The following is a 24849-nucleotide window of genomic DNA, read 5'->3' on the forward strand; positions in this document are numbered from 1 at the left end:
CCCGGTTCGAAACCGCATGCGCGGCAGGACCTCACCTTGTGTTCCGCGTCTGCGGACCTACACTGGGGGAATGTCCCGGATTCGGATCAAGGATGCCGCGGTCTACCTGGGCGTCAGTGACGACACCGTCCGCCGCTGGATCGAGAACGGGATTCTCTCCCGCACGCGCGACCCGTCCGGGCGGACGACGGTGGACGGGCTGGAGCTCGCCCGGTTGGCCCGCAAGAACGCCGTCCTGCCGGCCGATCCCGCCGAGATCGGCCGATCTGCGCGCAACCGATTCGTCGGGCTCGTCACCGAGGTGATCTCCGACACGGTGATGTCCCAGGTCGAGCTGCAGTGCGGTCCGCACCGGGTCGTCTCGCTCATGAGCACGGAAGCCGTCCGGGAGCTCGGCCTGGAACCCGGCTCCGTCGCGGTCGCGGTGGTGAAGGCCACCACCGTGCTGGTGGAAACACCCCAAGCCGGGGCCCCATCCTGATGAGAGCCCGCCGGACCGGATGCACCGGCATCCTCATCGCCGCTGCGCTGGCGGCGGGACTGGCGGGCTGCGCAGCCGGCACGGCCGATCGGTCGGCTGCGCCCGAGTCCGACACGGGGATCGAAGGCTCGATCACCGTGTTCGCGGCCGCTTCGCTGAACGCGACGTTCACCGAGCTGGCCGCCACGTTCGAGCGGGATCACCCCGGGACGACCGTGCGCGTGAGCTTCGCGGGGTCGAGCGATCTGGCGACGCAGATCCTCGAGGGCGCGCCCGCGGACGTCTTCGCGTCAGCGGACGAGAGCACGATGGCGAAGATCGCGGACGCGGACCTGGTGGCCGGTGAGCCGGTCGCCTTCGCGACCAACGTCGTGCAGATCGCGGTGCCGGCCCCCAATCCTGCCGGGATCGCGACGTTCGCAGACCTGGCGGCGCCGGGGGTGAAGCTGGTGGTCTGCGCTCCCGAAGTGCCGTGCGGCGCCGCGGCAGCCCGGGTCGCCGCGATCGCCGGTGTGCCCCTGACACCGGTCAGCGAGGAGTCCTCCGTCACGGACGTGCTCGGGAAGGTGGCTTCCGGCGAAGCCGACGCCGGCCTGGTCTACGCGACCGACGTCCGGGCCGCCGGCGCTGCGGTCGAGGGAATCGAGATCGATCGGGCGCAGCAGGCGGCCAACATCTATCCGATCGCCGCATTGACGGATGCCGGCACCCCCGCCGTCGCGAAGGCGTTCGTCGACTTCATCCTGAGCGAGTCCGGACGCAGCGCCCTGGCCGCCGCCGGCTTCGGTCTGCCGTAGCGAGTGGACATGGCCGCGCACACCTCTTTCGCGGGCGTCCCGCGCTGGGTCGTCGGCGTCGCCGCGATCGGCGCGCTCTTCGTCCTGCTGCCGCTGGTGGCCATGCTGGTGCGGGTCAACTGGGCGGAGTTCCTCCCCCTCGTCACATCCGAGTCCGCGCTGGCCGCACTGTGGCTGAGCCTGCGCACCTCGATCGCGGCCACCGCACTGTGCGTCGCGTTCGGCGTCCCGATGGCGCTCGTGCTCGCGCGGTCCCGCTTCCCGGGGCAGCGGGTACTGCGCTCGCTCGTGCTGCTGCCGCTCGTGCTGCCACCGGTCGTGGGCGGTATCGCGCTGCTGTCCACCTTCGGGCGACGCGGACTGCTGGGTGCGACATTCCAGTTCCTCGGCATCGACATCGCCTTCTCCACCACAGCGGTGGTGCTGGCCCAGACCTTCGTTGCGCTGCCCTTTCTGGTGCTGAGCCTGGAGGGAGCGCTGCGCACCGTCGGCACCCGGTACGAGGCGATCGGCGCGACGCTCGGCGCGCATCCGACCACAGTGCTGCGCCGCATCACCGTCCCGCTGGTCCTGCCCGCGCTGATCTCCGGCGCCGTGCTGTCCTTCGCGCGAGCGCTGGGCGAGTTCGGTGCGACGCTCACCTTCGCCGGCAGTCTGCAGGGCACCACGCGGACACTGCCGTTGGAGATCTACCTGCAGCGCGAAGTCGACCCGGATGCGGCGGTCGCCCTCTCGCTCGTGCTGATCGTGGTCGCGGTGATCGTCGTCGGGCTCGCACACCAGGCGGGCAGCGCGGCGCCGCTGCGACGGGCGGCCCGCGCATGACGCTCGCCTTCACCGCCGCCATCGCCGCACGCGGGTTCGACCTCCGGCTTCACGCGCAGCCCGGCGAGACGATCGCCGTTCTCGGACCCAACGGCGCCGGAAAGTCGACCCTGGTCAACATCCTCGCCGGCCTGCTGCGGCCCGACACCGGACGAGCCGAGCTCGACGGACGATCCCTCTTCGATCTGGGAGCCGGCCGAAAGCACTGGACGGCGCCGCACGCGCGTGGCGTCTCGACCCTCTCCCAGGACGCGGACCTGTTCCCGCACCTGAGCGTGCTGGAGAACGTGGCCTTCAGCGCCCGCAGCAAGGGACTGCGCCGGGCGAAGGCGCACGCGCTTGCGCTGCACTGGCTGGCCGAAGTGGATGCCGTCGAGTTCGCATCCCGCCGGCCGGCCGACCTGTCCGGCGGACAGGCGCAACGCGTCGCGATCGCCCGCGCACTCGCGTCGGATCCGCATCTGCTGCTCCTGGACGAGCCGCTCGCTGCGCTGGATATCGCCGTCGCCCCGGCCATCCGCCGGACGCTGCTGCGGGTGCTGCGGGATCGCACCGCCATCATCGTCACCCACGACATCCTCGATGCGCTCACCCTCGCCGACCGGGTTATCGTCCTGGGCCGGGGGCGGATCATCGAGGAGGGACCCACGCGCGACACTCTGGATCGACCTCGGACCGCGTTCACCGCCGGCCTGGCCGCCCTCAATCTCCTGACCGGGACCCGCACCCGCGAGGGCATGGTGACCGACGCCGGCGCGCCGATCTTCAGCAGCGTCCCGACGGATGCTCCGCTGGGCTCCCGCGTGGCGGCCACCATCCGCCCCACGGCCGTGCGCGTCGCACTCGATCAGCCGGAGGCGCCCGGCCCTAACCGGCTCACCGGCGGCATCCTCGATCTCGAGCCGCGAGGCGACATCATCCGGGTCAGATCCGACACGATCGCCGCGGACCTGACCCCCGCCGCGGTCGCGGATGCGCAGCTCATGATCGGCACCGCGGTCCGCTTCACGTTCGACCCCGCGGCGGTCACCATCTACTCCGCTGAACGCAGGGATCCGCCGGGTTAGACGTCCCCGCCCGGCCGAACCGGTGCGCACCGCGGCCGGTACGGAACACGGCCGCGGCCGCCGGTCACCCCGCAGGTGCCGTGGTCGGGTCGGTGGTCGCGAACCGGATCAGCTTGTGGGTGCCGTCGCACCAGGGTTTGATGGCCGACGCGCCGCATCGGCACAGCGCGACGGTGCGGCGGGAGTGCTCGACCACCTGTCCGTCGTCGCCCACGATCTGCACCGCACCGCGCACCAGCAGCGGACCGTCCTTGCAGGCGGTGATCTGCGGGATCGGGTCATCAGCCATCCGAAGCGCTCCTCATTCCGGCGATCCGGCGGCGCAGGATCGGCAGCGGGGTGCCGGCGGAGGGGATGCGCGCACCCGCGTAGACGATTCCGCCGCGCAGACGGGCGATCAGTGCCAGCCAGACGGATACCGCGCGCTCCAGGATCCACAGCGGCGCCCACAGAGTCGTGCCGACGGGGATCCGGCGTGCGCCACCGTCCCTGCGGCGGCCGACCTCTGCGACGCCCACGACCGCGGCGGCGAGCGCGGCAAGCAGCGGCCACTTCCGCTGTGCCACGCCTGCGGACACAAGCGGCAGGATGGCCAGCTCGGTGAGGAGACGGCCGGGCTGGGCGAGGTCGTCGTACGCCTGCCGCACGCGCTGTCCGAGGAAGTGCCGCGCCGTCGGCGGGCGGCGCAGGACGTACACATCCCGCGCCACGTCCACCTTTCCCCCGACGCAGCGGACGGTGCGCTCGAGCTCCAGATTCTCGAAGAGCACGTCGGCACTGTAGCCCCCGGCAGCCTGGAGCGTCGAGCGTCGCACTCCGAGCGTCCCGCCGTAGTCGCCGCCGAAGGCTCGCGCCACCAGCATCCGGGCGGTGTCCCAACGTGCGTGCCAGGGATACGAGCTGTACAGGTTCTGCGGCCGGACCAGGTCCGCATCGCTCAGGCGGTCGGCCACTGCCGCCAGGGCGGCCTCGTCGTAGCGGATGTCGTCGTCGGCCAGCACGATCAACTCGTGTCGGGCGGCCTCCACACCGGTGAGCACGCCCCGGGCCTTGCCGTTCAGACCCGGATGCCGCGGTGCGAGGTGGCGGACCTCGGCCGGCAGGACGCGCGCAAGGCCGGCGAACAGGTCCGAGGCTGACCCGTCCACGACGGTCACCTCGACGCGGCCGCTGAGCCACTCCAGATATCGGACGAGCTCAGCCTCCCCGATCGTGTCGTGGCGGCGCAGGGGAAGCACGTATTCGATGTCGCGCTCACTCATGGACGCGCGCCGGAAGCTCTGCGCCCGGCCTCAGCGAACTGCGTCCCCCCTCGAAGGCGGCGCGCATGCCGTCCGCCACTCGATCGTCCAGAGCGAGGCAGGCGGCTGCCCCGAAGAAGATGTCGGCGATCAGGTCTGGCCTGTCCTCACCGAGGCCTCCGGCGAGGTCGCGCGCGGCGATCTGCTCGTGCACCGCGTCGGCTTCGACATGCTCGTCGAAGTACTCCGTGACGTCGGCACCGAAGCCGAGCCGGCGGAATCCGTCCCCGTACATGCGGTTCGGAAGCGACGACGTCATCTCGAACGCCGCCAGGTGGCCCACGATCGCACCCAGCAGCCGACGATTGATCCCGAACATCGACATCGCATTCTGCGACGCGAGGGTCACCGCCGGAACGAGGTCGACGTAGCGGCCGTAGGTGGGGTCCAGGCCGGCTCCGCGCATGGTGCGGGCGAAGATCTCGGCGTGCATGCGTTCCGGACGCCCCCCGCCGTACTCGTCGGACTGGATCTCCACGAGCGCGGCCTTGGGCCGCCCGGTGAGCCGTGGGATGGCCCACGAATGCGGATCCGCCTCCCGCAGCGTGTAGACGCTGCGCTGGACGAGGAACTCGCGGGCCTGGGCGAGGGTTGCCCGCTTGGCCAGGAATCGCGACAGCGAGGGACCCGGTGTCGGGGCGGTGAGGGCGAAGAGCGCGGCAGCGATGGCCTCGGCATCGGCGGCCGGCGGTTCCGGCATCGCAACGCTCCGCCGCAGCTCCGACTCGAAGGCCGACTCGATCGCCCGCCGAGCATCCAGCAGGCCGGTGTGCCACTCCCAGTCCGGGTCGATCCAGTCCAGGGACCCGTAGGCGCAGGCATAGAGCAGGAACAGGGAGAACTGCAGGTCATCGTCGGCGGCGATGTCAGGGGATGCGGCGAGCGCCGTCCGGGTCGCTTCGAGCAGAGAGTCACCGATCGGGCCAGCGGGGTCGGCATGGTGCAGCAGGTCGAGCAACAGCGCGCTGACGGGACCGCGTGAATCGGCGTACACATCCGACGGGACTTCGACGTCCGTGATCGTCATTCTGGCTCCTGGCGGGACTGGACGCCACTGACGGCGTCATGATCAAAGGTCCCACCCTCGGCATGCCGCCGCCTGGGGCTTGACGGCAACGGCTACTGCAGGTACTGGTGTCGTGACCCGACAAACCCGAAGTGGCGGAGACCCCTTCGGCTCCGCCACTTCGGGGGTGCACTCAACCGCCGCTGACGTTATCCCGGGCGGCCTGCGCCTGCCCCTGGACCTCCTCGGTCGCGGTCTGGGCCTCGGACTTGACGGATTCCACCGCGTCCGAGGCCGTCGCCTTGACCGCCTGCGCGGCCTCCTGAGCCGGCTCCTTCAGGTGCTCGCCCACTTCTTTGGCGGCATCCGTCACGGTGTCCACGAGCGGCTGGGCCTGGTCCTTGACCTGTGCTGCGACCTGCTTCTCCCTCGAGGAAGCGGGAATCAGCGACGCGACGAGCAGGCCGGCCCCGAAGGCGATCAAGCCGACCGCCAGCGGGTTGCCTTCCGCCTTGGCGACCACGCGATCCTTCATTTCGCCGGCGGACGATCCGGCGTCACTCAGCACGGACCCGGTGTCGTCGGCGGCGCCCATGACGCGGTCGCGGACCGACCCGAAGGCATGCTTCACCTTGTCCGTCTGGCGATCCATGATCTTCGTGGGCGACACCTTGTCGGCGAGGGCGTCGACATCGGTGCCCAGTTCTCGCCGCGTCCGCTCGATGTCGGCGCGGATGGCATCGGGTGAATCACTCATCGGTTCTCCTCATTCCTTTTCAATGTCTCAGGGATCTCCTTGATGGACTCCACGGTCTGCGGAGCGCCTTCGATCTGCTTGACCTGCTTGCGGCCGACCGAGAACAGGATCAGCGCGATCACCGCCCACAGGACGGCGACGATCACGCCGGACCACCCGCCCCCGACCAGCGTGCCCAATGCCCACCAGAGCGCGATCGACAGGAACAGCACGGTCATGCCCGCCCCGTACGCGGCCCCGGCGAGCATGCCGGCGCCCTTGGCCGCCTTCGACGCCGAGTCCTTGAGTTCCGCTTTCGCCAACTCCAGTTCCTGACGCATCAGGGTGGACATATCCCTGGTGACCTCGCCGAGAAGCTCTCCCAGCGAGGTATTGGCCGCCTTGACCTCAGAAGGAGTCGGATCGGACATCACGGGCTTCCTCCCGGGGCAGCTCGGTCGACCGAGCGGCAGACGACTGCGCGAACACGGGCGTCTCTTCGACGGTCGGTGGTGTTGCGTAGAGCTCGCCGGACGTCGTCGGCGCAGTGCCCGCGGTCGTCGGCGAAGCCGGAGCGGCGGCTGCCGAGTCCGACCGCTCATCCGAGGCGTTCGCCGCGAGCGCCCGGGTGAGCCTGCCTGCGGCCACGCCGAGAACCGCGGCGCCGATGATGAATGTGCCGGGCCTGCGGCGCGCGAACGACTTCACCTCCGTCAGCAGCGATCCCGGGTCTCGATCGCCGAGCCAGGCCGCAGCGCCGGAGATGCGTCCCGCGGCTTGCCGCAACAGGTCCGCAGCCAGTCCCGGATTCTCCGCGTTGGCGGTCATGGAGTCCAGTTCCTCGCTGACCGAGCGCAGACCGGATGCGACACGCTGCTGCTGCACCTGGGCCTGGTCCTTCAGCTCGCGCTGCGTCTGCGCGTAGAGGTCCTTCGCCTGCGATGTGACCTCGCGTGCAACGACGCCGGCTTCACTCTTCGCGGTCTCCGCCACGTGGCCGGCTTCAGTCACGGCCGTCTGCTTCAGATCGCTCGCTTCCTGTTTGGCCGTCTCAAGCGAGCTCGTCTCGTCCCTGTTGGCGGTGTCGTCTGACACCGGCGGGAGATAACTGTCTGACATGCTCATCCTCTCGGTTACCGGCGGCATCACCGGACTGAGGACATTCCTACGCTCGCTCCCCCGCCCAGGAACGGGCCTTGCCAAAGCGTTGTCGGCATGCATAATGCGCGGAAGGGGAGGCGATGGACGGGTCGGCGGGGGGATAGTAGGCGACCGCCCGCGGTGATGTCCAGCCCCGTGCGGTCGATCTTGCGCGGGCGGAAAGTAGTCATATCCCGTCATTCCGAGGAGGAATACATGTACTTCCACGTTCAGCGACTGATCAACGAGATCGAACAGGACGAGCCGGATCCGGCGGCGGCCAACGCCCTGCAGGAGGGACTGGGCGGGCAGTTCGGCGAGATGCGCACGATGATGCAGTATCTGTTCCAGAGCATCAATTTCCGTGGTCCCGACGGCAAGCCGTATCGCGACCTGATCCAGGGGATCGGCACCGAGGAGATCAGCCATGTCGAGCTGATCGGCACCACGATCTCGCGGCTCCTCGACGGGTCCCCTCGCTACCAGGGCAAGAAGACCGACCCCCTCGACGCTCCCGCGGCGGGTGGGGGGATTCCGCTCAATATCGCGCTGGACCACAGCAACATCCACCACTATCTCGTGGGGGCGCAGGGTGCGCTCCCGGTCGATGCCGCGGGCAATCCGTGGCTGGGCAGTTACGTGTACAACTCCGGCAATCTCGTTCTGGACCTGCTCTACAACCTGATGCTGGAGTCGACCGGCCGCTTGCAGAAATGCCGCCTGTACGAGATGACAGACAACAAGATGGCCCGCTCCACGATCTCCTACCTGATCGTCCGCGACCAGGCTCACGAGAACGCCTACGCTCAGGCCCTCGAGACCCTCGGCGTCAACTGGAACACCGCGCTGCCCATCCCGAAGACGAATGCCGAGAGCTTCCCCGAGGTCAAGCGGCTCCTGGATCTCGGGCTGCAGAGCAAGCAGTACTCGTTCGACCTGGACGCCCAGTCCGAGGCCGGCAAGATCTTCCAGGGCATGTCGCCGTCGAACGACGGCACCAAGCTGGATGCCAGCGAGCAGGCTCCCGAGGGAGCGCCGTTGACCATCTCCCCGGAGCGCTTCGAGGAGTTCTCTCCCGGCGCGGACAAGGATCTGCAGGCCCTCATCGCCGCGACCGCGGCCATGGAGATGGCCGAGATCGACGCCACCTTCGGTCGGCTCGGTTGAGCTGACCCCACCTCGGCCCGACAGGTCGGCATCGCTCCGCCCGGACGATACCGGCCTGTCGGTGCCGTCGGCGACGCTCGGACGAAGGCCGCCTCACGCGTCCCGCGGCTGGGCGGCATGCCGCGCGACGAAGTCGACCACCGCGGATGCAACCTCGCGAGGCGCGGTGTAGTGGACGAGATGGCGGTGGCCGGCGACCACGACCAGTTCGGCACGATCGGCGCGGTAACGGAGCCGATGACACCACGCAAGTCCTGCGATCGGGTCGTTGCCTCCCCTCATCACCAGGAGGGGCATCGTCAGGGCAGCCGCGCGGTCCTCGATGCGATAGCTGACCATCTGCCGCAGCTGCGCGAAGTACCACCAGGGTGGGCAGCGCAGATAGTCGGAGAAGACCACGGCGTTGCCACTGGGCGGCTCGCCCACAGTGTCCACTGCCAGGGCGACGCACTGCGCGAGCGCCGTGCGGTGCCGGTCATCGCTGACCGGACCGATGATGACCACGTGCGAGGCGAGGTCGGGATGCTGTGCCGCCAGCTCGACCACCCATTGCGCCCCCATGGAATGCCCGACCAGGACCGCCCGAGTCAGCCCGAGCTCCTTCAGCAGCGCGGCAAGGGCAGAGGCCATGTCGGCGACGCTGAGAGCGCCGACAGGCGCGGGCAGACCGCCGAAACCGGGGAGGTCGATGGAGTGCACGTCACTGAACGTCGCGAGTACGCGATGCAGGCGGTCGTAATAGCGGTGTGAGACGCCGATGCCGTGAATCAACACGAACGGCGGCAGCTCCCTGGCGCGACCTTCAGACGACTGGACGCGGAACGCGAGGTCTCCGACCTGATGCCGGCGAGACTCGGGAACGGTCAGACGTTGGTCCGTGCCCGCGCCGCTCACCGCGGTCCGCTCGAGGGTGTTCGGTCATCTGCGTCGCTCTGGTCGCCGGCACCGGGCTCGTGCTGTTCACGGATACGCCGTCCCTCCGCGACATCCTTCTCCTCCTTCGCTGCAACCTTGTCGCTCTTGCGCGTGTCTCGCGGCGGCAGCTGGATCTCCTCCTCGGCCGCGATTCCCGCCTGCAGCTGACGCCCGCGCTCCATCTCGGCATCGAACTCCGCGCCGAACAGCAGAGCCAGGTTCGCGATCCACAGCCAAAGGAGGAACACGATGATGCCGGCCAGGGAGCCGTACGTGCGGTCGTAATTGGAGAAGTTGGCGATGTAGAAGCCGAAGGCCACGGTCGCGAGCACCAGCACCAGGATCGCCAGCAGCGCCCCGAGGCTCATCCACCGGAACTTCGGCTGCTTGGCATTGGGCGTCGCGTAGTAGAGGATCGCGACCATCAGGACGACGATGAAGGCGAGCACCGGCCACTTCGCAATGGACCAGATGGTCTGTGCCACGTCACCGATGCCGAGCGCCCCGCCGACCGCCTCGGTGACCGGACCGGAAATCACGAGGATGATCACCGCCACCAGAATCAGGACGATCCCGACCACCGTCACCAGCAGCTGAGCCGGCTTCAGCTTCCAGAACGGACGGCCCTCCTCGATCTCATAGATGCGGTTCATGGCCCGGCTGAAGGCTCCGATGTAGCCGGAGGCGGACCAGATGGCCAGAACCACGCCGCTGATCAAGGCGACGCCGGCAGCCGGGGAGCTTGCCAGCTGTTCGATCGGACCGCGGATCGCGTCCGCCGTGTCGGCGGGGACCACCTGCCCGACGATCTCGAGGATGGCGTCGCTGGCCGCCCCACCCTGCCCGAACACACCGAGCAGGGAGAAGATGGCGACCAGGCCGGGGAACAGGGACAGGACCGAATAGTAGGTGAGCGCCGCGGCGATGTCGGGGCACTCATCCGATGAGAACTCACGGATCGTCTTGCCGAAGACGTACTTCCAAGAGCGCTTCTGCAGGTCTGCGGGCGAATCCGGCTTGGCGGGGTGTTCCGGGTCCGGCGCACCCTTGTCACGGGCGGCTTTCGCGGAGGTGTCTGTGCTCATGTGTGTCTCCCGAATGGGCTGTGCCGAGGCGTTGAGAGAGCCGCCGCCGGTCTACGGTGCCGATCCGCGGGATCGGTGAGCCCCTTTTCTACGCGTCCGAGCTGACTCCGGTTCCGCCCTTGCCAAACCGTCCACGCGCAAGTAAAAGGGTCTCCCCGCACCGACCACACAGCGGCGGCGCGACGGCTGCTATCGCGGCAGCACTGTCAGAACCCGCTGGATGTGCTCGCGGAAGTCAGCCATGAAGCTGTGCAGGAACTGCTCCGTGTCCGGGTCGGACACCGAGCCGTCCTCGCTGAAGACCTCGGGGGAGAACTGGATGTACGCCTCGGGTGCGGTCATCTGGCGGGCGTTGCAGAAGCTGAGGACCCCACGAAGGCTCTGCTGCGCGACGGCCGTTCCGATCGACCCGACCGATGCCCCGATCACGGCGGCGGGAATGTGATCGAAGGAGTTCTCCCCCCAGGGGCGGGACGCCCAGTCGATCGCGTTCTTCAGTCCCCCCGGAATGGAGCGGTTGTATTCGGGTGTGACGAACAGCACGGCCTGGGTGGCGGCGATCGCCTGCTTGAGCTGCCTCGCGACGGGCGGATAGTCCGCGTCGTAGTCCTGGCTGTAGAGCGGCAGGTCACGGATCGGGAGCTCGGTGAACTCCAGATCATCGGGCGACAAGCGGATGAGCGCTCTGGAGAGGATTCGATTGATCGAGGTGGAGGACAGGCTCCCGACGAAGTAGCCGACTCGGTAGGACATGGTTGCTCCCTGACTCAGTGCTCCCCTGAGGTCATTGTCGCCCCGAGGCCATCAGCACAACACCCCGCCGCCGCGCAATCGATTCAGGAGGGTCCGGCGGCCTCGAGTGCGAATGCCGCAGCGGATGCGGCGATTTCCGTCAGCGCTTCACGCAGGCTGTTGAAGCAGCTGACGTCCCTGCGGCCGCGCACCCACAGCACGTAGACGCGGTGATCTTTGCACTCCAGGTATGCGACGACGCGATGAGGATCGTTCTCGGCGAGCCGGGTGTCGCGGGCGACCCACGCGCCGTCGCCTATCCAGACGAGCTCCGGTGAGCTCTTCCGTTCGGCTGAGAGTTGACCGGTCGACATTTCAGCCTCCTCGAGCGGGCCCCCGCGGTCCGTGGGGTCTCAGTGCCCAGGGTGCCCGGACCCGCGGGCGGATCACGACGGGCTTGACTCCGGGGCGGTTCGGCGGTAGTCGCTGCGGAACCGCCCCCACGGCCCTCTCGCGGCACGATCGAGTCGACGCCCGGTGTCGCGGTACCAGAGCGCACAGAGAACGGTGAGCATCACGGCGTCCACGACGCCGCCCGCGTAGTACATCAGCTGCGCGGCGGATTGCGCGACCGCAGCGTCGACGCCGGAGGGCGGATCGGCGTAGATCACCTTCGCCAGGATGCTGTGGGCTGCGAGGAAGAGCATCAGCACCCCGGCGCGCACCGGGTAGGCGGCGCGATGGGGCGCGGGATCCATCGGGATCACCGCAGCGGTGAAGAGGTATCCGGCCAGCAGGAAATGCGCCGACATCGCCACCTGGGCGAGCGGGTTCTGATGAATCAGCGCAGCGAGGTCCGTCGTGTACAGCACCCACATGCCCCCGATGTTCAGGACGGCCGCGAGCGGGAGTGCGCACGCGACCCGCGCCGGCCGGCTGGACAGCAGGCGCACGAGCCGGCGGGCGGGTGTGACATGCAGCGACCGCAGGGCGAGCGTCACCGGCGCCGCGATGACCAGAAGCAGAGGCGCGACCATACCGACCAGCAGATGCACGCCCATGTGTGCGACGAAGTCGTCGTGCGCGGCGGCCGCGAGCGGACCGACGAATCCGGCGGCCGCGGCAAGCACGCCCGCCAGCCAGGCTGCCGTGCGCCACCATGGCCATGGTCGAGCCCGCTGCCACTGGATCCACGCTCCACCGAGGTACATCGCCGCGGCCAGAACGATGGGGACGGCCAGGAGCAGATCGGGATTCAGCGACGCGCTGGAGCCGTGGTGCATGCCGCGTCACTCCACCCGTCCGGCGCGCGGTCGGGTGCGCACGGTCACCACGATGCCGGCGACCACGAGCAGCGCCGCAATGACGTTCCAGACCATGTCGTAGAGCAGAAGATCGGGAACGTACCGGATCTGATGCAGTCCGAAGAGCTTGTGCTGAACGATGCCGTCGTACAGCTGGAATCCCCCGGCGCCCAGGAGCACCCCGCCCCACCACCGTGCCTGCCGGAATGCATCGCGCCGGCGCAGGTCCGCGAGCAGGAACAGGCCGCCGATCGTCGCGCCCCAGCTCAGGGCGTGGAAGAGCCCGTCCGAGACCAGACCGAGAGCGGGCGTCCCGCGATCGTAGAAGTGATGCCAGTGCAGAATCTGGTGGAAGACCGCCTCATCGACGAACGCGACCAGGCCCACACCGAACAAGATGCCGGAGATCAGGTTGCGGCCGGACATCGCCGCGCGCGCCCGATCCCGGACTGCTGCGGCGTCGCCCGCACTCGAACCGGCGTTTCCAGGGATGGACAAGGTCAGCGGAGTCCTTCGGCCTGGGTCTTCTCCTCAGCGACCCGAACGCCGTACGTGTAGGCGAGCTTGCCGCCCAGCCACCCGGACACTCCCACCCCGATCGTCACCAGGATGGGATGGAACGGGTGGCCGTACGGCCCGGCCACTGCCGTCCGCGGGTGCTTGGTCTGTGTGCGTGTGTTCGGGTCCATGCTTCGCTGCTCCAGTCAGAAGGGACTGAGATCCAGTCAGAAGGGACTGAGATCGCACCGACGCTAGGACCGGGGTTCCGATTGTCCCAAGGGCTTGACAGCGTGAAGCACGGCCGTCTGGAGACCCCCGCTGGCCGCGGGCATCCGCCAGTCGGCTTCACCGCGCGATCCGCGGTCGCTGCGCTTGCACGCGATGCAGGAATGGCGCAACCCCCTCCGGCCGAGGCGCGGACTGAGTAATGCTGGGTTCCCTGGAGGTGCGCTATGAAGGCGATGGTCTACCGCGGTCCGTACAAGATGCGCGTCGAGGAGAAGCCCGACCCGAGGCTGGAGCACCCGAACGACGCGATCGTCCGAGTCGAGCTGGCCTCGATCTGCGGTTCCGATCTGCACCTGTACCACGGCATGATGCCGGACACGCGGATCGGCCATACCTTCGGTCACGAGTTCATCGGGACCATCGAAGAGGTCGGCTCCTCCGTGCAGAACGTCAACGTCGGGGACCGCGTGATGGTCCCCTTCAATATCTATTGCGGCTCGTGCTTCTTCTGCGCTCGCGGCCTGTATTCCAACTGCCACAACGTCAACCCGAACGCGACCGCCGTCGGCGGCATCTACGGGTACTCGCACACGAGCGGCGGCTACGACGGCGGCCAAGCGGAGCGCGTCCGGGTTCCGTTCGCGGACGTCGGCCCCTCCGTCATCCCGGAGGGGATCAGCGACGAGAACGCCCTCCTGCTGACGGATGCCTTCTCCACCGGCTACTTCGGGGCCCAGCTGGCGGACATCGTCGAGGGTGACACCGCGGTGGTCTTCGGGGCGGGGCCGGTCGGTCTTGCAGCCGCGCGGTCCTGCTGGCTCATGGGCGCCGGCCGCGTCATCGTCGTGGACTACCTGGACTACCGGCTCGAGAAGGCGAAGTCCTTCGCGTTCGCCGAGACGGTCAACTTCGGGCAGGTGGGCGACATCGTTCGCCACCTCAAGCGCGCCACCGATGGCCTCGGCGCTGACGTCGCGATCGATGCGGTCGGTGCCGAAGCCGACGGCCACGTCATCCAGCATGTGACCTCGGCGAAACTGAAGTTGCAGGGGGGTTCCCCGGTTGCTCTGAACTGGGCGATCGACTCGGTCCGCAAAGGGGGGACCGTCTCGGTGATGGGCGCGTACGGACCCCTGTTCAGCGCCGTGAAATTCGGTGACGCGATGAACAAGGGCCTCACCATCCGGACGAATCAGGCTCCCGTGAAGCGACAGTGGCCGCGGCTCTGGGAGCACATCCGCAACGGCATCATCACGCCGAGCGACCTGATCACGCACCGCATCCCGCTGGACGAGATCGCCGAGGGCTATCACGTCTTCTCGTCGAAGCTCGATGACTGCATCAAGACGGTCGTCACGCCGAACTGACGGCGCGGCCCCGAACCGCGAAGGAACGACATGCCCTACACATCCGAAAAGCCCGGCGCCACACCGAGCGCCGCAGAGTTGCGCGCCCGCATCCCGGGCTGGGGGGTCGACCTGGACCCCGCTGACCGACCGGCGTTCCCACGCGAGCAGCCCGGCATCGTCACGGGCGCGCACTGGGATCTGCCTCCCCAGCAGCCCGACCCGGGCCGACGCGAGAAATCAGTGGAGCACCTGCGGCTCACTCCGGTGTTCGGAACCGCACAGCCCCTGAAGGGACTGGCCGGAGTCATCCGCAGGTACGCCTACGACACCTACAGCGAAGGCCAGGCGGCGCACTGGCTGTTGCTGATTCTCGGCGACCGAGTGGACGCGATGACGGCGCATGTGAAGTCCTTCGCCACCCGGCGGCCCGACAATCCGATCACGGAGAGCGGCGTCCTGGGCGAGCGCGGCCACCGTCCGCTGTCCTCGCGCGTCGGGCGTGGACGCGTCGATCTGAAGCACGCGTGGCTGGACCCCGTGCTGGTGTGGGGGCCGTGGCTGCTGGCCGGGGTCATCGCGATCCGGGCGCTGGTCCGGATCGCGCGGCGATGAGCTCGCCGGTCCAGTCACACGGGCTGGGCTGCGGCTTCGTCGGCCGCAATCCGGGAAGGTTCGGTGTCGAACTCTTCGGCGACCAGCATGATGCCGCCGGACGAGTTGGCGGAACGCGCAAGCTGCATGATCCACTCGCGGCTCAGCTCCACCGGCTCGGGGTCCTCGAACACGAACCGCAACGGGATGGACGGATGCAGCCAGATCGTCGTGCGCCCCGGGGCCTCATCGACGGAGTGCCGCCACGAAAGCGTGAAGCTCTCGCTGCGCCGAAGCTTGGTCGCGATGACCGCCTTCACGTGCGCGAGTGCGCGGTCTTCGATGTGGATCGCCGTGTCGGATCCACCGTAGTAGATGGTGCCCACCCCGTCACCGTACGCCGACTGCTCCAGTTGTGCCAGTGCCGACGCGCCCCCATATAGCGACTGGTACGCGGCTTGGCAAGGGGCGCTGCGAGCGCCGCACGAGTCCCTGAGGATGACGGGATGAGCGAGAAGGAAAGCGTGCACGGCAAGACGATCGTGATCACCGGTGCCTCCAGCGGCATCGGCCGGGGAGCCGCCGTCCGCCTGAGCGACCTCGGCGCCAACGTGGTGGTGGCGGCTCGTCGCGGCCAGGTCCTGGAGCAGCTGGCCGGCGAGATCGCGGAGCGCGGAGGGATCGCCGTCCCGGTGGCCACGGATGTGAGCGCCGCTCCAGACATCGCACGGCTGACCGCCACCGCGGTCGACCGCTTCGGGCGGATCGACGTCTGGGTGAACAACGTCGGGATCGGAGCGCTCGGACCGTTCTGGGACGTGCCCGTGGAAGCCCACGCTCGCGTGATCGACGTGAACGTCAACGGCCTCCTCTATGGGGCACACGCGGCGCTGCGCCGGTTCCTGGCACAGGGCAGCGGCGTCCTGATAAACGTCGGGTCTGTGGAGAGCGAACTCCCGCTGGCCTACCTGTCCTCTTACGCGGCGTCCAAAGCCGCGGTGCTCAGCTTGAGCAGGACTCTGAACGAGGAGCTCCGCCTGGCCGGAGTCTCCGAGACCATCAAAGTCGGCACCATCATGCCCTGGGCCGTGGACACGCCCTGGTGGGACCACGCTGCCAACTACACCGGACATGCGCCTCGGATGGCGGCGATGGACGACCCCGGTATTGTCGTCGACGCGATCGTGGCAGCCTGTACCGATCCCAAGGAGGAACACCCGGTGGGAGGGAAAGCCCGCGTCGCGAACATCTCGCACCGGATCTTCCCCGACCTCACGGAACGGCTGTCCGCGAAGACCGTCGACGCCGAGCGGCAGCGCGGCTTTCCGCGGCCGCACACTCAGGGCTCGATCTTCGCGCCCACCGAGGCGGGCACGGCGGTCGAAGGCGGTGTGCGCGACCGGATGAAGCGCGAGGACGCCGCACGCGCCAGGACCCGGTCATGAGCCGCGTCGAGGTCGTCGCGGACGGCGTCTACCGGCTCGAGAAGGCTGCCGTCAACTGCTACCTCATCGTCGCCGACGACGGGATCGTGCTCGTCGACGGTGGACTGCCGGGCAGCTGGTCACGCCTGACCGCTGCCTTGAGGAACGTCGGGGCGACACCGTTCGACATCTCGGCGGTGGTGCTCACGCACGGCCATTTCGATCATGTCGGCATGTGCGACCGCTTGAGCTGGGAGAACAGGGTCGCCTCGCACATCCACCCGGACGACCAGGACCTGGCACGGCATCCCTACCGGTACGCGCATGAGAATGCCCGTGCCCGGTCTCCCGTGCAGCACCCCGCAGCGATCCCAATCCTCGCCCGGATGACGGCCGCCGGGGCGCTCTGGGTCAAGGGCATCAAGGCGAAAAGCGATGTGGTCCCCGGCAGCCGCCTGGACCTGCCCGGGGGTTTGACGCCCATCTGGTCGCCGGGCCACACGGCCGGCCACTGTGCGTACTTCATGGCGGACCGGGGCATCCTGTTCAGCGGTGACGCACTCGTCACGTACGACCCGTACACCGCCGGCACCGGACCGCGGATCGTCGCCGGTGCGGCGACCGCCGACAGCGCCGTGGCACTCACGACGCTCGACGAGCTGGCCGCGACCGGTGCGGGTCTGGTTCTGACCGGACACGGGGAGCCCTTCACCGACGGCATCCGGGTCGCCGCCGCTCACGCCCGCGCCGTCGGACCCTCATGAGGACCCCACGCGGTGTACTCCAAACCCGGGCCGTAGTCAACCCTCCTCCTCGAGCCACCGGGGCGCGGCACAGTTGAGGTCGGCCGTGAAGAGGGGTGCATCGTGATTGTGCGGATTTCGGTGGCGCCGCCGCGAGAGGCGAACCTGCCTCGCGACGCAGCCGCCGATGCGCTCAAGCAGCTCCCCGCCCGACGCCCGGCAGACCCGCCCGCACCGTCGTCACCGCTGCAGTGGGCGCTCATCAGCCCGGACTGCTACGAAGTGACATCATCCGACGTGACGGTCGGCTTCATCCGGGTCGTCGGGGCCGTGTGTGTCGCCCTCGCCGGGCCGCGATACGACCTCGCCGTCGAGGTGGCGCAGACGCTGGTGTTCGACGCCGCCGTTGACGCGTTGGGAGAAACCACCGCGTGAGGCGGGGTCGTGCGCCCGCCGGGGTTGCACGTGCTCGCCCCGGCGGGAATGCCGCGGCCGGTCGGAACGGTTGCACCTGGGGATGACCACCGCACCCGCACCCGCCCTCTCCGTCCTCGACCTCGTGCCCGTACGCACCGGCCAGACCAGTGCTCAGGCGGTGAGCGCGTCGCTGAACCTCGTCTCGCGAGCCGACGAGCTCGGCTACCGTCGCTACTGGTTCGCCGAGCACCACAACATGCCCGCGGTCGCGTCGACCACCCCGCCGGTCCTGATCGCGGCGGCAGCGTCCCGCAGCGCGCGCATCCGGGTGGGGTCGGGCGGCGTGATGCTGCCGAATCACTCCCCGCTCGTGGTCGCCGAGCAGTTCGCGGCACTGGAAGCGCTGGCACCGGGTCGCATCGACCTCGGCATCGGGCGGGCACCGGGCAGCGACCCGGTGATCACCCAGCTTCTGCGGATGTCGGGCACGACCTCCGACGTGGAACGCTTCCCCGATCACATCCGCGACATCATCTCTCTGGTCTCGCCCGACGGCGCCACCGTCCGGTTCGCCAGCGGCGGCGAGTACGGCATCCACGCGACCCCCCGCGCGGAGGGCGCGCCGGAGGTGTGGCTGCTGGGCTCGAGCGATTACTCGGCTCAGCTGGCGGCATCCACCGGCCTGCCGTACGTGTTCGCGAACCACTTCTCGGGTGAGGGGCTCGAGCGCGCGCTCGACCTGTACCGCAGCGGCTACCAGCCCACCGAGACCCACCCGGAGCCGCGGACCTTCCTGACGATCAACGCGGTGGCCGCGGCCGATGCCGAGGAGGCCGAAGCGCGGGCGCTGCCGCAGCTGCGCATGATGGCGCGTCTGCGCACCGGCAAGCCGCTGACCGCGCTCGAGACGGTCGAGCAGGCCCGCGCCGCCCTCACCGTCGAGGCGGACGCCCAGGCCGAGTCGATCATGGCCGCCGCCCGCCGGCGCTGGCTGGTCGGCACCGGACCGGACGTGCGTGCCCAGGTCGCGGAGTTCGCCGCCATGTACGGCGTGGACGAGGTCATGATCTCGCCGGTGGGCGGCGCCTTCGACGGTGAGCCGATGGATGCCGCGACCGGTCGGGCTCAGACCCTGGAGCTGCTCGCGGCCTGAGTGGGTTGAGCCGCTGGCCGCGGCCGCAACGGTGCGGGGCCGGAGTGTCACGTGGGCTGTCGAGGCTCGGGTCACTGCCGAGGACGGTTTCCGCCCTGTCCGGTCCGCCCGAGCGACCCCTCACGGAGGCGCGACTGCGGCAGCCGGCGTGACTAGGCCTCGGGTTCGCCGCTCAGCAGCCCCCGCAGCCAGTCGCGGGCTTCGACGAAGACATCGTCGGAGTACCGGTCGGGGTAGCGCACGATCGCCCGATCCGCCCGCGGATACGAACCCAGGAAGATGACCTTGGGGCTGAAGCGGCGCAGTCCGAGCAGAGCATCCGCCATCCGCTCGTCCTCGATGTGCCCATCAGCGTCGATCACGAAGCGGTAGCGGCCGAGCGCATCGCCGATCGGACGGGACGCCAGCAGCGAGAGGTTGATGCCGCGCGTGGCGAACTGCTCGAGCATCTCCAGCAGGGCGCCCGGGTGATCATCGGGCAGCTCGGCGATCAGCGAGGTCTTGTCGGCGCCGGTCGGCGCGGGCGGCGCGACGGTGCGGGCGACCAGCACGAACCGGGTCACGGCGTTCGGATTGTCGCCGAGGTTGCGGGCCAGCAGCGTCAGGTCGTGATGCTCGAGGATCCCAGGGGGTGCGATCGCGGCATCCGCGTCGCTGGTCCCGTCGAGCAGTCCCATGGCGCTGGCGACATTGCTGGATGCCGGGACGTGCGCGTGCGCGGGAAGCGTCCGCGTCAGCCACTGCAGGCACTGCGCGTATGCGACCGGGTGGGCGGCGATCAGCGACACGTCTTTGAGCGCGGTGCCCGGCCGGGCCACCAGGACGAAGTCGACCGGGACGAGGTACTCCCCCACGATCCGCAGCCCCGGCATGGTCGCGAGCGCGTCCTGGGCCGTGGAGACACCGCCGTCCACGGAATTCTCGATCGCGATCATCGCCGCGTCCGAGCGACCCTCCACCACATCCGCGAGAGCCTCGCCCACGTTGCGCACCGAGCGCCAGTGCTGGTTGCGCGCTTCGGGCACCTGGGCCAGCGCGGCCTCCGTGAACGTCCCCGCAGGACCCAGGTAGCTGTAGGTGCGGCGGGCCGGGGCGTCGGGGTCGGTGGTCACCCGCATAGCCTAGCCACGACCGGCCCGGCGGCCTCGCGACCGCTGCGCCGACCCGGCGGCGCACAACTCCTGCACTACCCGCGGGTGCCGACCCGGCGGCGCACACCTCCTGCACTACCCGCGGGTGCCGACCCGGCGGCGCACAACTCCTGCACGACGCGCGGGCCTGCCCCGCCCGCCGTGCAGAACCGGCACCCGCGCACGGCATCGTGCAGGAGTTGTGCGCCGCCCCGAGCGGCGGCGGGCGGAATCTGGGGATTCCGGGTGCCGGCGAGGGCCGTACCCGGCAGACTGGAAGACATGAGTACGCGCGCAGGACTTCCGGCCGAAGCATCCGACCTCATCGACATCGACGAACTGATCGCCGCCTACTACGACAGAAAGCCGGATGCCGCCATCCCCGAGCAGCGCGTCGCGTTCGGGACGAGCGGCCACCGAGGTTCCTCGCTGAGCACGAGCTTCAACGAGGATCACATCCTCGCCACCACCCAGGCGATCGTGGACTACCGCAACGGACAGGGCATCGCCGGGCCGCTGTTCCTCGGCCGCGACACGCACGGGCTGTCGCTGCCGGCCGAGCGCAGCGCGATCGAAGTGCTCGTGGCCAACGGTGTGGATGTGCGGGTCGACTCGCGCGACTCGTGGGTTCCGACCCCGGCTATCAGTCACGCGATTCTCGCCTACAACCGCGGGCGCGCGCTGGATGACCCGGGCCGTTCGGACGGCATCGTGGTGACCCCTTCGCACAACCCGCCGCGCGACGGCGGCTTCAAGTACAACCCGCCGAACGGCGGGCCGGCCGACACCGATGCCACCGGGTGGATCGCCGACCGCGCGAACGAGCTCATCGCGGCGGGCCTGGACGGCGTCCGCCGCACGCCCTTCAAGGACCTGGACGCCGACGCGCTGGGCGAGTACGACTTCCGCGATCAGTATGTCCGCGATCTGGAGAACATCATCGACGTCGCGGCTATCCGGCGCGCCGGGGTGCGGATCGGCGCCGACCCGCTCGGCGGTGCGTCCGTCGACTACTGGGCGCTGATCGGCGAGCACTACGGACTCGACCTGACCGTCGTGAACCCCGATGTCGACCCGACGTGGCGGTTCATGACGCTGGACTGGGACGAGAAGATCCGGATGGACCCGTCCTCGCCGTCGGCGATGGCCTCGCTCGTGGCGAAGCGGAACGACTATGACATCCTGACCGGCAACGACGCGGACTCCGACCGCCACGGCATCGTCACCCCCGACGCCGGGCTGATGAATCCCAACCACTACCTCGCCGTCGCGATCGACTACCTGTACTCGCACCGACCGAACTGGCCGACGGATGCCGCCGTCGGCAAGACCCTGGTCTCCTCGATGATCATCGACCGGGTCGCCGACTCGCTCGGCCGGAAGCTGCTGGAGGTCCCGGTCGGCTTCAAGTGGTTCGTGCCCGGGCTGCTCGACGGGTCCGTGGCGTTCGGCGGCGAGGAGTCGGCGGGGGCGTCGTTCCTGCGCACCGACGGCACGGTGTGGACGACCGACAAGGACGGCATCCTGCTGTGCCTGCTGGCCGCCGAGATCCTCGCCGTCACCGGCAAGACCCCCTCGCAGCGCTACGCGGAGCTGGAAGCGCAGTTCGGCTCGTCGGCATACCAGCGCGTGGACGCCCCGGCGACACCGGCGCAGAAGGCGCAGCTGGCCAAGCTCTCCCCCGACACGATCACCGCGACCGAGCTGGCCGGAGAGCCGATCACCGCCAAGCTCTCGCACGCTCCCGGCAACGGTGCGCCGATCGGCGGGCTGAAGGTCGTGACCGAGCACGCGTGGTTCGCGGCGCGGCCCTCCGGGACCGAGGACGTGTACAAGCTGTACGCCGAGTCCCTGCGCGGTGAGGCGCACCTGCGCGAGGTGCAGGAGGAGGCCCGCGCGGTCGTCGCGGCCGCTCTGGCCTGAGCATCGGACCGGCGCGGGACTACCCGAGCGGCAGCAGCGCGGTCCAGGCGCGACGCCGCTCGGCACGCGGGTCGGCCTGGACGCGGTCCTGGTCCGCGATGATCAGGGTGAGCCGCTCCGGAGCGGCGTACGAGGGCCAGCTCTCGGGCGGCGCTCCGACGGCGGCGAAGCGCAGCCAGGCGTCCCGCATCCTGGCCCCGGCCGTGTCGAACGCCTTGCGTCCGCCGAGCGAGGTCATCGTCCGCGCCAGCCGCGCATCGCCCTGCTCGAACAGGGCCAGCAGCTCCAGCCCGTGCGTGGCGTCCAAGCCCGCCCACCGCATGAGGCGGGGCGCGACGTCGAAGCGGTAGAAGTACACCGGCGCATAGCGGGCATGCCGTTCCGCAACCGCCACGCACGGATACCAGAACGCGTAGTCCCCGCCGAAGTCCGCAGCGGCCGCCGCCGCACCGGGAAGACCGGGGTACGCCCGCGCGATCAGGTCGCGTCCGACGGCCGTTCCTCGTCCGAGCACGGCCGCGATGCGTGGAGCCGACTTCGGGAGGATGTCGATGCGCCCGCGGAAGATCGTCCCCTCCCGGTCGTTGGTGCCGATGATCAGCGGCACGCGGTGCGCGGTGCCGGTGCGGAAGGACACGATCGGATGCCGCGGCACCAGTCGCCCGTCGATCACCGGCGCCAGGCAGAACGTCCCCGGCGTCTGCGCGGGCGTGCGGACCTGAAGGACCAGAGCCGCGTTCGCCAAGGCGGACGGGGTCGCGCCGGTCAGGAGCGCCACCGTCGCTTCGACCGTGAGCGGATCGTCGCGCGCCGCGTCGAGGCCGACAGCGGACGACCCGCCCGGTGCGATCGGCGGCGACTGTCCGCGCAGGATCTCGACGAACTGTTCGGCCCATCCGGCCGCCGTCGCGCGGGAGTACACCGCATCGGGCGGCGCGCTCTGCGCGATCGCCCGCGCGAACAGCCCGCGGGCCGAGGGTGTGCCCATCAGGGTGGTGACCGCGTTGCCGCCGGCGGACTCCCCGAAGACGGTGACCCGTCCGGGATCGCCGCCGAACCGGTGGATGTTCCGGTGCACCCAGCGCAGCGCCGCGATCTGGTCACGCAGTCCGAGATTGGACTCCATCGGACGGCGCCGCGTCGAGTACCGCGAGAAATCCAGATAGCCGAGCGCCCCCAGCCGGTAGTTGAAGCTGACGTAGACGACCCTGCCCGTGTCGACGAAGTTGCGCCCCTGGCCGGTGAAGTCCTGTGATGAGCCGGCGGTGTACCCGCCCCCGTGGATGAACACCATCACGGGCAGCGGCGCTCCGCCGGCGGGCACCGATGACGGAGCGACGACGTTGACCGTCAGGCAGTCCTCGGCCGATGGGACGCCGGGCGGCGTGCCGGTGAACTGGCCCTTGTGCACCTGCGGCGCGACCGGACCGAACGCGGCCGCATCCCGGCATCCGCTCCACGGCGCGACTCTGCGCGGGGAACGGAACCGGAGCGGACCGACCGGGGCTGCGCTGTACGGGATCCCACGCCACGCGGTCGTGTCGCCCTCGCGGATGCCGCGGATCACACCTCCGGTCACCCGTACCTCGAGCGGACGCTGCCTGTTCACAGTTCGTGTCTACGCCGTCTGCGCGCGAAGCACCACGCGCCCGTGGTGACGGAAGCACCACGCGCCCGTGGTGACGGCCGCCCTCAGCCGAGGTCGCGCGCGAGCTGCCGGCCGGCCTCCCGCAGCCACCGGGCGGGATCGGCCATCGCCGACGCAGGCGTTCCGGCGAGCGCGGTCAGGGAGATGACCGCGGCGAAGGCCGAGGTGTCGGCACCGGACTGGATCCGTCCGGCCGCCAGCGCGACGCGCGCACCGGAGGCGGCCGCCGCGACGTGGGCGGGCACCTTTCCGGACGCGGACTGCCCATCGAAGGCTCCCTCACCGGTGACGATGACGGATGCCGCACGCATCGCCCCGGGCAGGCCGATGAGCTCGGCCACGGTCGCCGCGCCCGACGCCAGAGACCCGCCCCACGCCAGCAACCCGAAGCCTGCGCCTCCGGCCGCCCCCGCTCCCGGTGTGCCCGGGTCCGCGGGGAGCAGGCGGGCCAGCTGGGCGAGCCCCCCGTCCAGCTGTGCGATCTGCTCCGGGTCGCCGCCCTTCTGCGGACCGAACACGGCGGCGGCACCGCGGGCGCCGAGCAGCGGGTTGACCACGTCGACCAGCCCGATCACACCCGCGGGCGGCAGCGCGGCCAGTCCGGACAGGTCGGCGGCCGCGATTGCCCCGAGTCCCTGCCCGCCGGCGGGGACGTCCGCGCCGCGCGCATCGAGGAAGCGGGCCCCCAGAGCCCGCAGCATCCCGGTGCCGCCGTCGGTCGATGCCGACGAGCCCAGCCCCACGACCACCCGCGAGACGCCCGCCGCGAGCGCCGCGGCGATCGCCTGCCCGAGACCGGCGGTGTGCGCGCCCATCGGACGGAGGTTCTCGAGCAGCTCGATACCCGAGGTCGCACCGAGTTCCACCACAGCGGTGCCGGCCGGGGCCTGGGCGGTCGGCGGCAGCCGCAGCCACGCCGCATCCACCTCGAGATCCGCGGGTCCCCGGACGCGCACCGGCACGCGCCGGGCACCCGGGACGGCTGCCGCGAACGCGTCCAGGGTGCCCTCGCCCCCGTCGGCCATCGGGCGGAGCACGGCCTCATCCTGACGGCGGACGGAGTGCCAGCCCTCCGCCAGTGCGGATGCGGCATCCGCTGCGCCGATCGTCCCCTTGAACGAGTCGGGGGCGAAGACGACGATCACGGGTTCACGCTAGCGGGCGGGGAGGGTCGGCGGACTAGCGT

General features: G+C 69.8%; 29 protein-coding genes. 12 read left to right on the plus strand and 17 right to left on the minus strand.

Annotated features, from left to right (window positions below):
• Nucleotides 1–70: 70 nt before the first annotated feature.
• From QNO12_RS14910 to QNO12_RS14925, 4 genes are read left to right on the plus strand one after another with little or no spacing between them, the layout of a single operon-like run.
• Nucleotides 71–481: a TOBE domain-containing protein gene (locus QNO12_RS14910; protein ID WP_257501372.1), complete on the plus strand. Its 411-nt coding sequence runs from the start codon at nt 71–73 to the stop codon at nt 479–481.
• Nucleotides 481–1278 carry a molybdate ABC transporter substrate-binding protein gene (modA, locus tag QNO12_RS14915; RefSeq protein ID WP_257501371.1) on the plus strand — a complete coding sequence of 266 codons (798 nt, stop codon included), beginning with the start codon at nt 481–483 and terminating at the stop codon, nt 1276–1278. Before QNO12_RS14910 ends, modA begins: the two co-directional genes overlap by 1 nt.
• A gap of 9 nt (nt 1279–1287) precedes the next feature.
• Nucleotides 1288–2103 carry an ABC transporter permease gene (locus QNO12_RS14920; RefSeq protein ID WP_257501370.1) on the plus strand — a complete coding sequence of 272 codons (816 nt, stop codon included), beginning with the start codon at nt 1288–1290 and terminating at the stop codon, nt 2101–2103.
• Nucleotides 2100–3170: a sulfate/molybdate ABC transporter ATP-binding protein gene (locus QNO12_RS14925; RefSeq protein ID WP_257501369.1), complete on the plus strand. Its 1071-nt coding sequence runs from the start codon at nt 2100–2102 to the stop codon at nt 3168–3170. The genes QNO12_RS14920 and QNO12_RS14925 overlap by 4 nt, the downstream gene beginning before the upstream one ends.
• Before the next feature lie 64 nt (nt 3171–3234).
• Here QNO12_RS14925 and QNO12_RS14930 read toward each other — a convergent pair whose 3' ends face one another.
• The 6 genes from QNO12_RS14930 to QNO12_RS14955 all read right to left on the minus strand — a co-directional run bounded on the left by QNO12_RS14930 (nt 3235) and on the right by QNO12_RS14955 (nt 7434).
• On the minus strand, nt 3235–3459 hold the full coding sequence (locus QNO12_RS14930) for a CDGSH iron-sulfur domain-containing protein (RefSeq protein WP_257501368.1): 225 nt from the start codon (nt 3457–3459) through the stop codon (nt 3235–3237).
• A complete protein-coding gene (locus tag QNO12_RS14935; RefSeq protein ID WP_257501367.1) occupies nt 3452–4432 on the minus strand; it encodes a glycosyltransferase family 2 protein in 981 nt (326 codons plus the stop codon). Before QNO12_RS14935 ends, QNO12_RS14930 begins: the two co-directional genes overlap by 8 nt.
• Nucleotides 4425–5498 (minus strand): iron-containing redox enzyme family protein, encoded by a 1074-nt coding sequence (locus QNO12_RS14940; protein WP_257501366.1) that lies wholly within the window; start codon nt 5496–5498, stop codon nt 4425–4427. Before QNO12_RS14940 ends, QNO12_RS14935 begins: the two co-directional genes overlap by 8 nt.
• Before the next feature lie 172 nt (nt 5499–5670).
• On the minus strand, nt 5671–6234 hold the full coding sequence (locus QNO12_RS14945; protein WP_257501365.1) for a DUF3618 domain-containing protein: 564 nt from the start codon (nt 6232–6234) through the stop codon (nt 5671–5673).
• A complete protein-coding gene (locus QNO12_RS14950) occupies nt 6231–6644 on the minus strand; it encodes a phage holin family protein (protein ID WP_257501472.1) in 414 nt (137 codons plus the stop codon). The genes QNO12_RS14945 and QNO12_RS14950 overlap by 4 nt, the downstream gene beginning before the upstream one ends.
• Entirely contained in the window at nt 6622–7434 is an 813-nt protein-coding gene (locus QNO12_RS14955) for a hypothetical protein (protein ID WP_285178071.1), read from the minus strand. The genes QNO12_RS14950 and QNO12_RS14955 overlap by 23 nt, the downstream gene beginning before the upstream one ends.
• A gap of 135 nt (nt 7435–7569) precedes the next feature.
• Here QNO12_RS14955 and QNO12_RS14960 point away from each other — a divergent pair, with 135 nt between their 5' ends.
• Nucleotides 7570–8520, plus strand: a complete 951-nt coding sequence (locus QNO12_RS14960; RefSeq protein WP_257501363.1) for a manganese catalase family protein — start codon at nt 7570–7572, stop codon at nt 8518–8520.
• A gap of 93 nt (nt 8521–8613) precedes the next feature.
• On the opposite strand, the gene QNO12_RS14965 is transcribed toward QNO12_RS14960, so the two are convergent.
• From QNO12_RS14965 to QNO12_RS14995, 7 genes are all read right to left on the minus strand, one after another.
• Nucleotides 8614–9294, minus strand: coding sequence for an alpha/beta fold hydrolase (locus QNO12_RS14965; protein ID WP_257501362.1), 681 nt, complete (start codon nt 9292–9294; stop codon nt 8614–8616).
• Between the two features lie 116 nt (nt 9295–9410).
• Complete coding sequence (locus QNO12_RS14970; RefSeq protein WP_257501361.1) at nt 9411–10520, minus strand: YihY/virulence factor BrkB family protein; 1110 nt, start codon at nt 10518–10520, stop codon at nt 9411–9413.
• Between the two features lie 189 nt (nt 10521–10709).
• Nucleotides 10710–11273: an NADPH-dependent FMN reductase gene (locus QNO12_RS14975; RefSeq protein WP_257501360.1), complete on the minus strand. Its 564-nt coding sequence runs from the start codon at nt 11271–11273 to the stop codon at nt 10710–10712.
• Nucleotides 11274–11356: 83 nt separating this feature from the next.
• Nucleotides 11357–11626 carry a hypothetical protein gene (locus QNO12_RS14980; protein ID WP_257501359.1) on the minus strand — a complete coding sequence of 90 codons (270 nt, stop codon included), beginning with the start codon at nt 11624–11626 and terminating at the stop codon, nt 11357–11359.
• A 72-nt stretch (nt 11627–11698) separates the two neighbouring features.
• The gene (locus QNO12_RS14985) at nt 11699–12535 is read right to left on the minus strand and encodes a cytochrome c oxidase assembly protein (RefSeq protein ID WP_257501358.1); all 837 of its coding nucleotides are present in this window, start codon (nt 12533–12535) and stop codon (nt 11699–11701) included.
• Nucleotides 12536–12541: 6 nt separating this feature from the next.
• Nucleotides 12542–13054, minus strand: a complete 513-nt coding sequence (locus QNO12_RS14990; protein ID WP_257501357.1) for a DUF2243 domain-containing protein — start codon at nt 13052–13054, stop codon at nt 12542–12544.
• Between the two features lie 2 nt (nt 13055–13056).
• The gene (locus tag QNO12_RS14995; RefSeq protein WP_257501356.1) at nt 13057–13245 is read right to left on the minus strand and encodes a DUF2231 domain-containing protein; all 189 of its coding nucleotides are present in this window, start codon (nt 13243–13245) and stop codon (nt 13057–13059) included.
• Nucleotides 13246–13509: 264 nt separating this feature from the next.
• Between QNO12_RS14995 and QNO12_RS15000 the strand changes: the two genes are divergently transcribed.
• Nucleotides 13510–14652, plus strand: a complete 1143-nt coding sequence (locus QNO12_RS15000; RefSeq protein WP_257501355.1) for a zinc-dependent alcohol dehydrogenase — start codon at nt 13510–13512, stop codon at nt 14650–14652.
• Nucleotides 14653–14682: 30 nt separating this feature from the next.
• Nucleotides 14683–15246: a hypothetical protein gene (locus QNO12_RS15005; protein WP_257501354.1), complete on the plus strand. Its 564-nt coding sequence runs from the start codon at nt 14683–14685 to the stop codon at nt 15244–15246.
• A gap of 14 nt (nt 15247–15260) precedes the next feature.
• Here the strand turns inward: QNO12_RS15005 and QNO12_RS15010 are convergent, their stop codons facing one another.
• Nucleotides 15261–15611 (minus strand): DUF7882 family protein, encoded by a 351-nt coding sequence (locus QNO12_RS15010; RefSeq protein WP_257501353.1) that lies wholly within the window; start codon nt 15609–15611, stop codon nt 15261–15263.
• Nucleotides 15612–15731: 120 nt separating this feature from the next.
• Here QNO12_RS15010 and QNO12_RS15015 point away from each other — a divergent pair, with 120 nt between their 5' ends.
• The 4 genes from QNO12_RS15015 to QNO12_RS15030 all read left to right on the plus strand — a co-directional run bounded on the left by QNO12_RS15015 (nt 15732) and on the right by QNO12_RS15030 (nt 18962).
• Nucleotides 15732–16670 carry an SDR family NAD(P)-dependent oxidoreductase gene (locus QNO12_RS15015; protein ID WP_257501352.1) on the plus strand — a complete coding sequence of 313 codons (939 nt, stop codon included), beginning with the start codon at nt 15732–15734 and terminating at the stop codon, nt 16668–16670.
• The gene (locus tag QNO12_RS15020; RefSeq protein WP_257501351.1) at nt 16667–17413 is read left to right on the plus strand and encodes an MBL fold metallo-hydrolase; all 747 of its coding nucleotides are present in this window, start codon (nt 16667–16669) and stop codon (nt 17411–17413) included. The genes QNO12_RS15015 and QNO12_RS15020 overlap by 4 nt, the downstream gene beginning before the upstream one ends.
• Nucleotides 17414–17515: 102 nt before the next feature.
• Nucleotides 17516–17827, plus strand: coding sequence for a hypothetical protein (locus QNO12_RS15025; RefSeq protein WP_257501350.1), 312 nt, complete (start codon nt 17516–17518; stop codon nt 17825–17827).
• A gap of 82 nt (nt 17828–17909) precedes the next feature.
• Nucleotides 17910–18962: an MsnO8 family LLM class oxidoreductase gene (locus QNO12_RS15030; RefSeq protein WP_257501349.1), complete on the plus strand. Its 1053-nt coding sequence runs from the start codon at nt 17910–17912 to the stop codon at nt 18960–18962.
• Between the two features lie 152 nt (nt 18963–19114).
• On the opposite strand, the gene pheA is transcribed toward QNO12_RS15030, so the two are convergent.
• Nucleotides 19115–20074 carry a prephenate dehydratase gene (gene pheA / locus QNO12_RS15035; protein ID WP_285178075.1) on the minus strand — a complete coding sequence of 320 codons (960 nt, stop codon included), beginning with the start codon at nt 20072–20074 and terminating at the stop codon, nt 19115–19117.
• Between the two features lie 300 nt (nt 20075–20374).
• Between pheA and pgm the strand changes: the two genes are divergently transcribed.
• Entirely contained in the window at nt 20375–22015 is a 1641-nt protein-coding gene (gene pgm / locus QNO12_RS15040) for a phosphoglucomutase (alpha-D-glucose-1,6-bisphosphate-dependent) (RefSeq protein ID WP_257501347.1), read from the plus strand.
• A 19-nt stretch (nt 22016–22034) separates the two neighbouring features.
• Here pgm and QNO12_RS15045 read toward each other — a convergent pair whose 3' ends face one another.
• Both QNO12_RS15045 and QNO12_RS15050 read right to left on the minus strand, forming a co-directional pair.
• On the minus strand, nt 22035–23624 hold the full coding sequence (locus QNO12_RS15045) for a carboxylesterase/lipase family protein (protein ID WP_257501346.1): 1590 nt from the start codon (nt 23622–23624) through the stop codon (nt 22035–22037).
• Nucleotides 23625–23707: 83 nt separating this feature from the next.
• Complete coding sequence (locus QNO12_RS15050; RefSeq protein WP_257501345.1) at nt 23708–24808, minus strand: glycerate kinase; 1101 nt, start codon at nt 24806–24808, stop codon at nt 23708–23710.
• Between the last annotated feature and the right edge of the window lie 41 nt (nt 24809–24849).

It is taken from the genome of Microbacterium sp. zg-B185 (assembly GCF_030246885.1).
Lineage (GTDB): Bacteria > Actinomycetota > Actinomycetes > Actinomycetales > Microbacteriaceae > Microbacterium.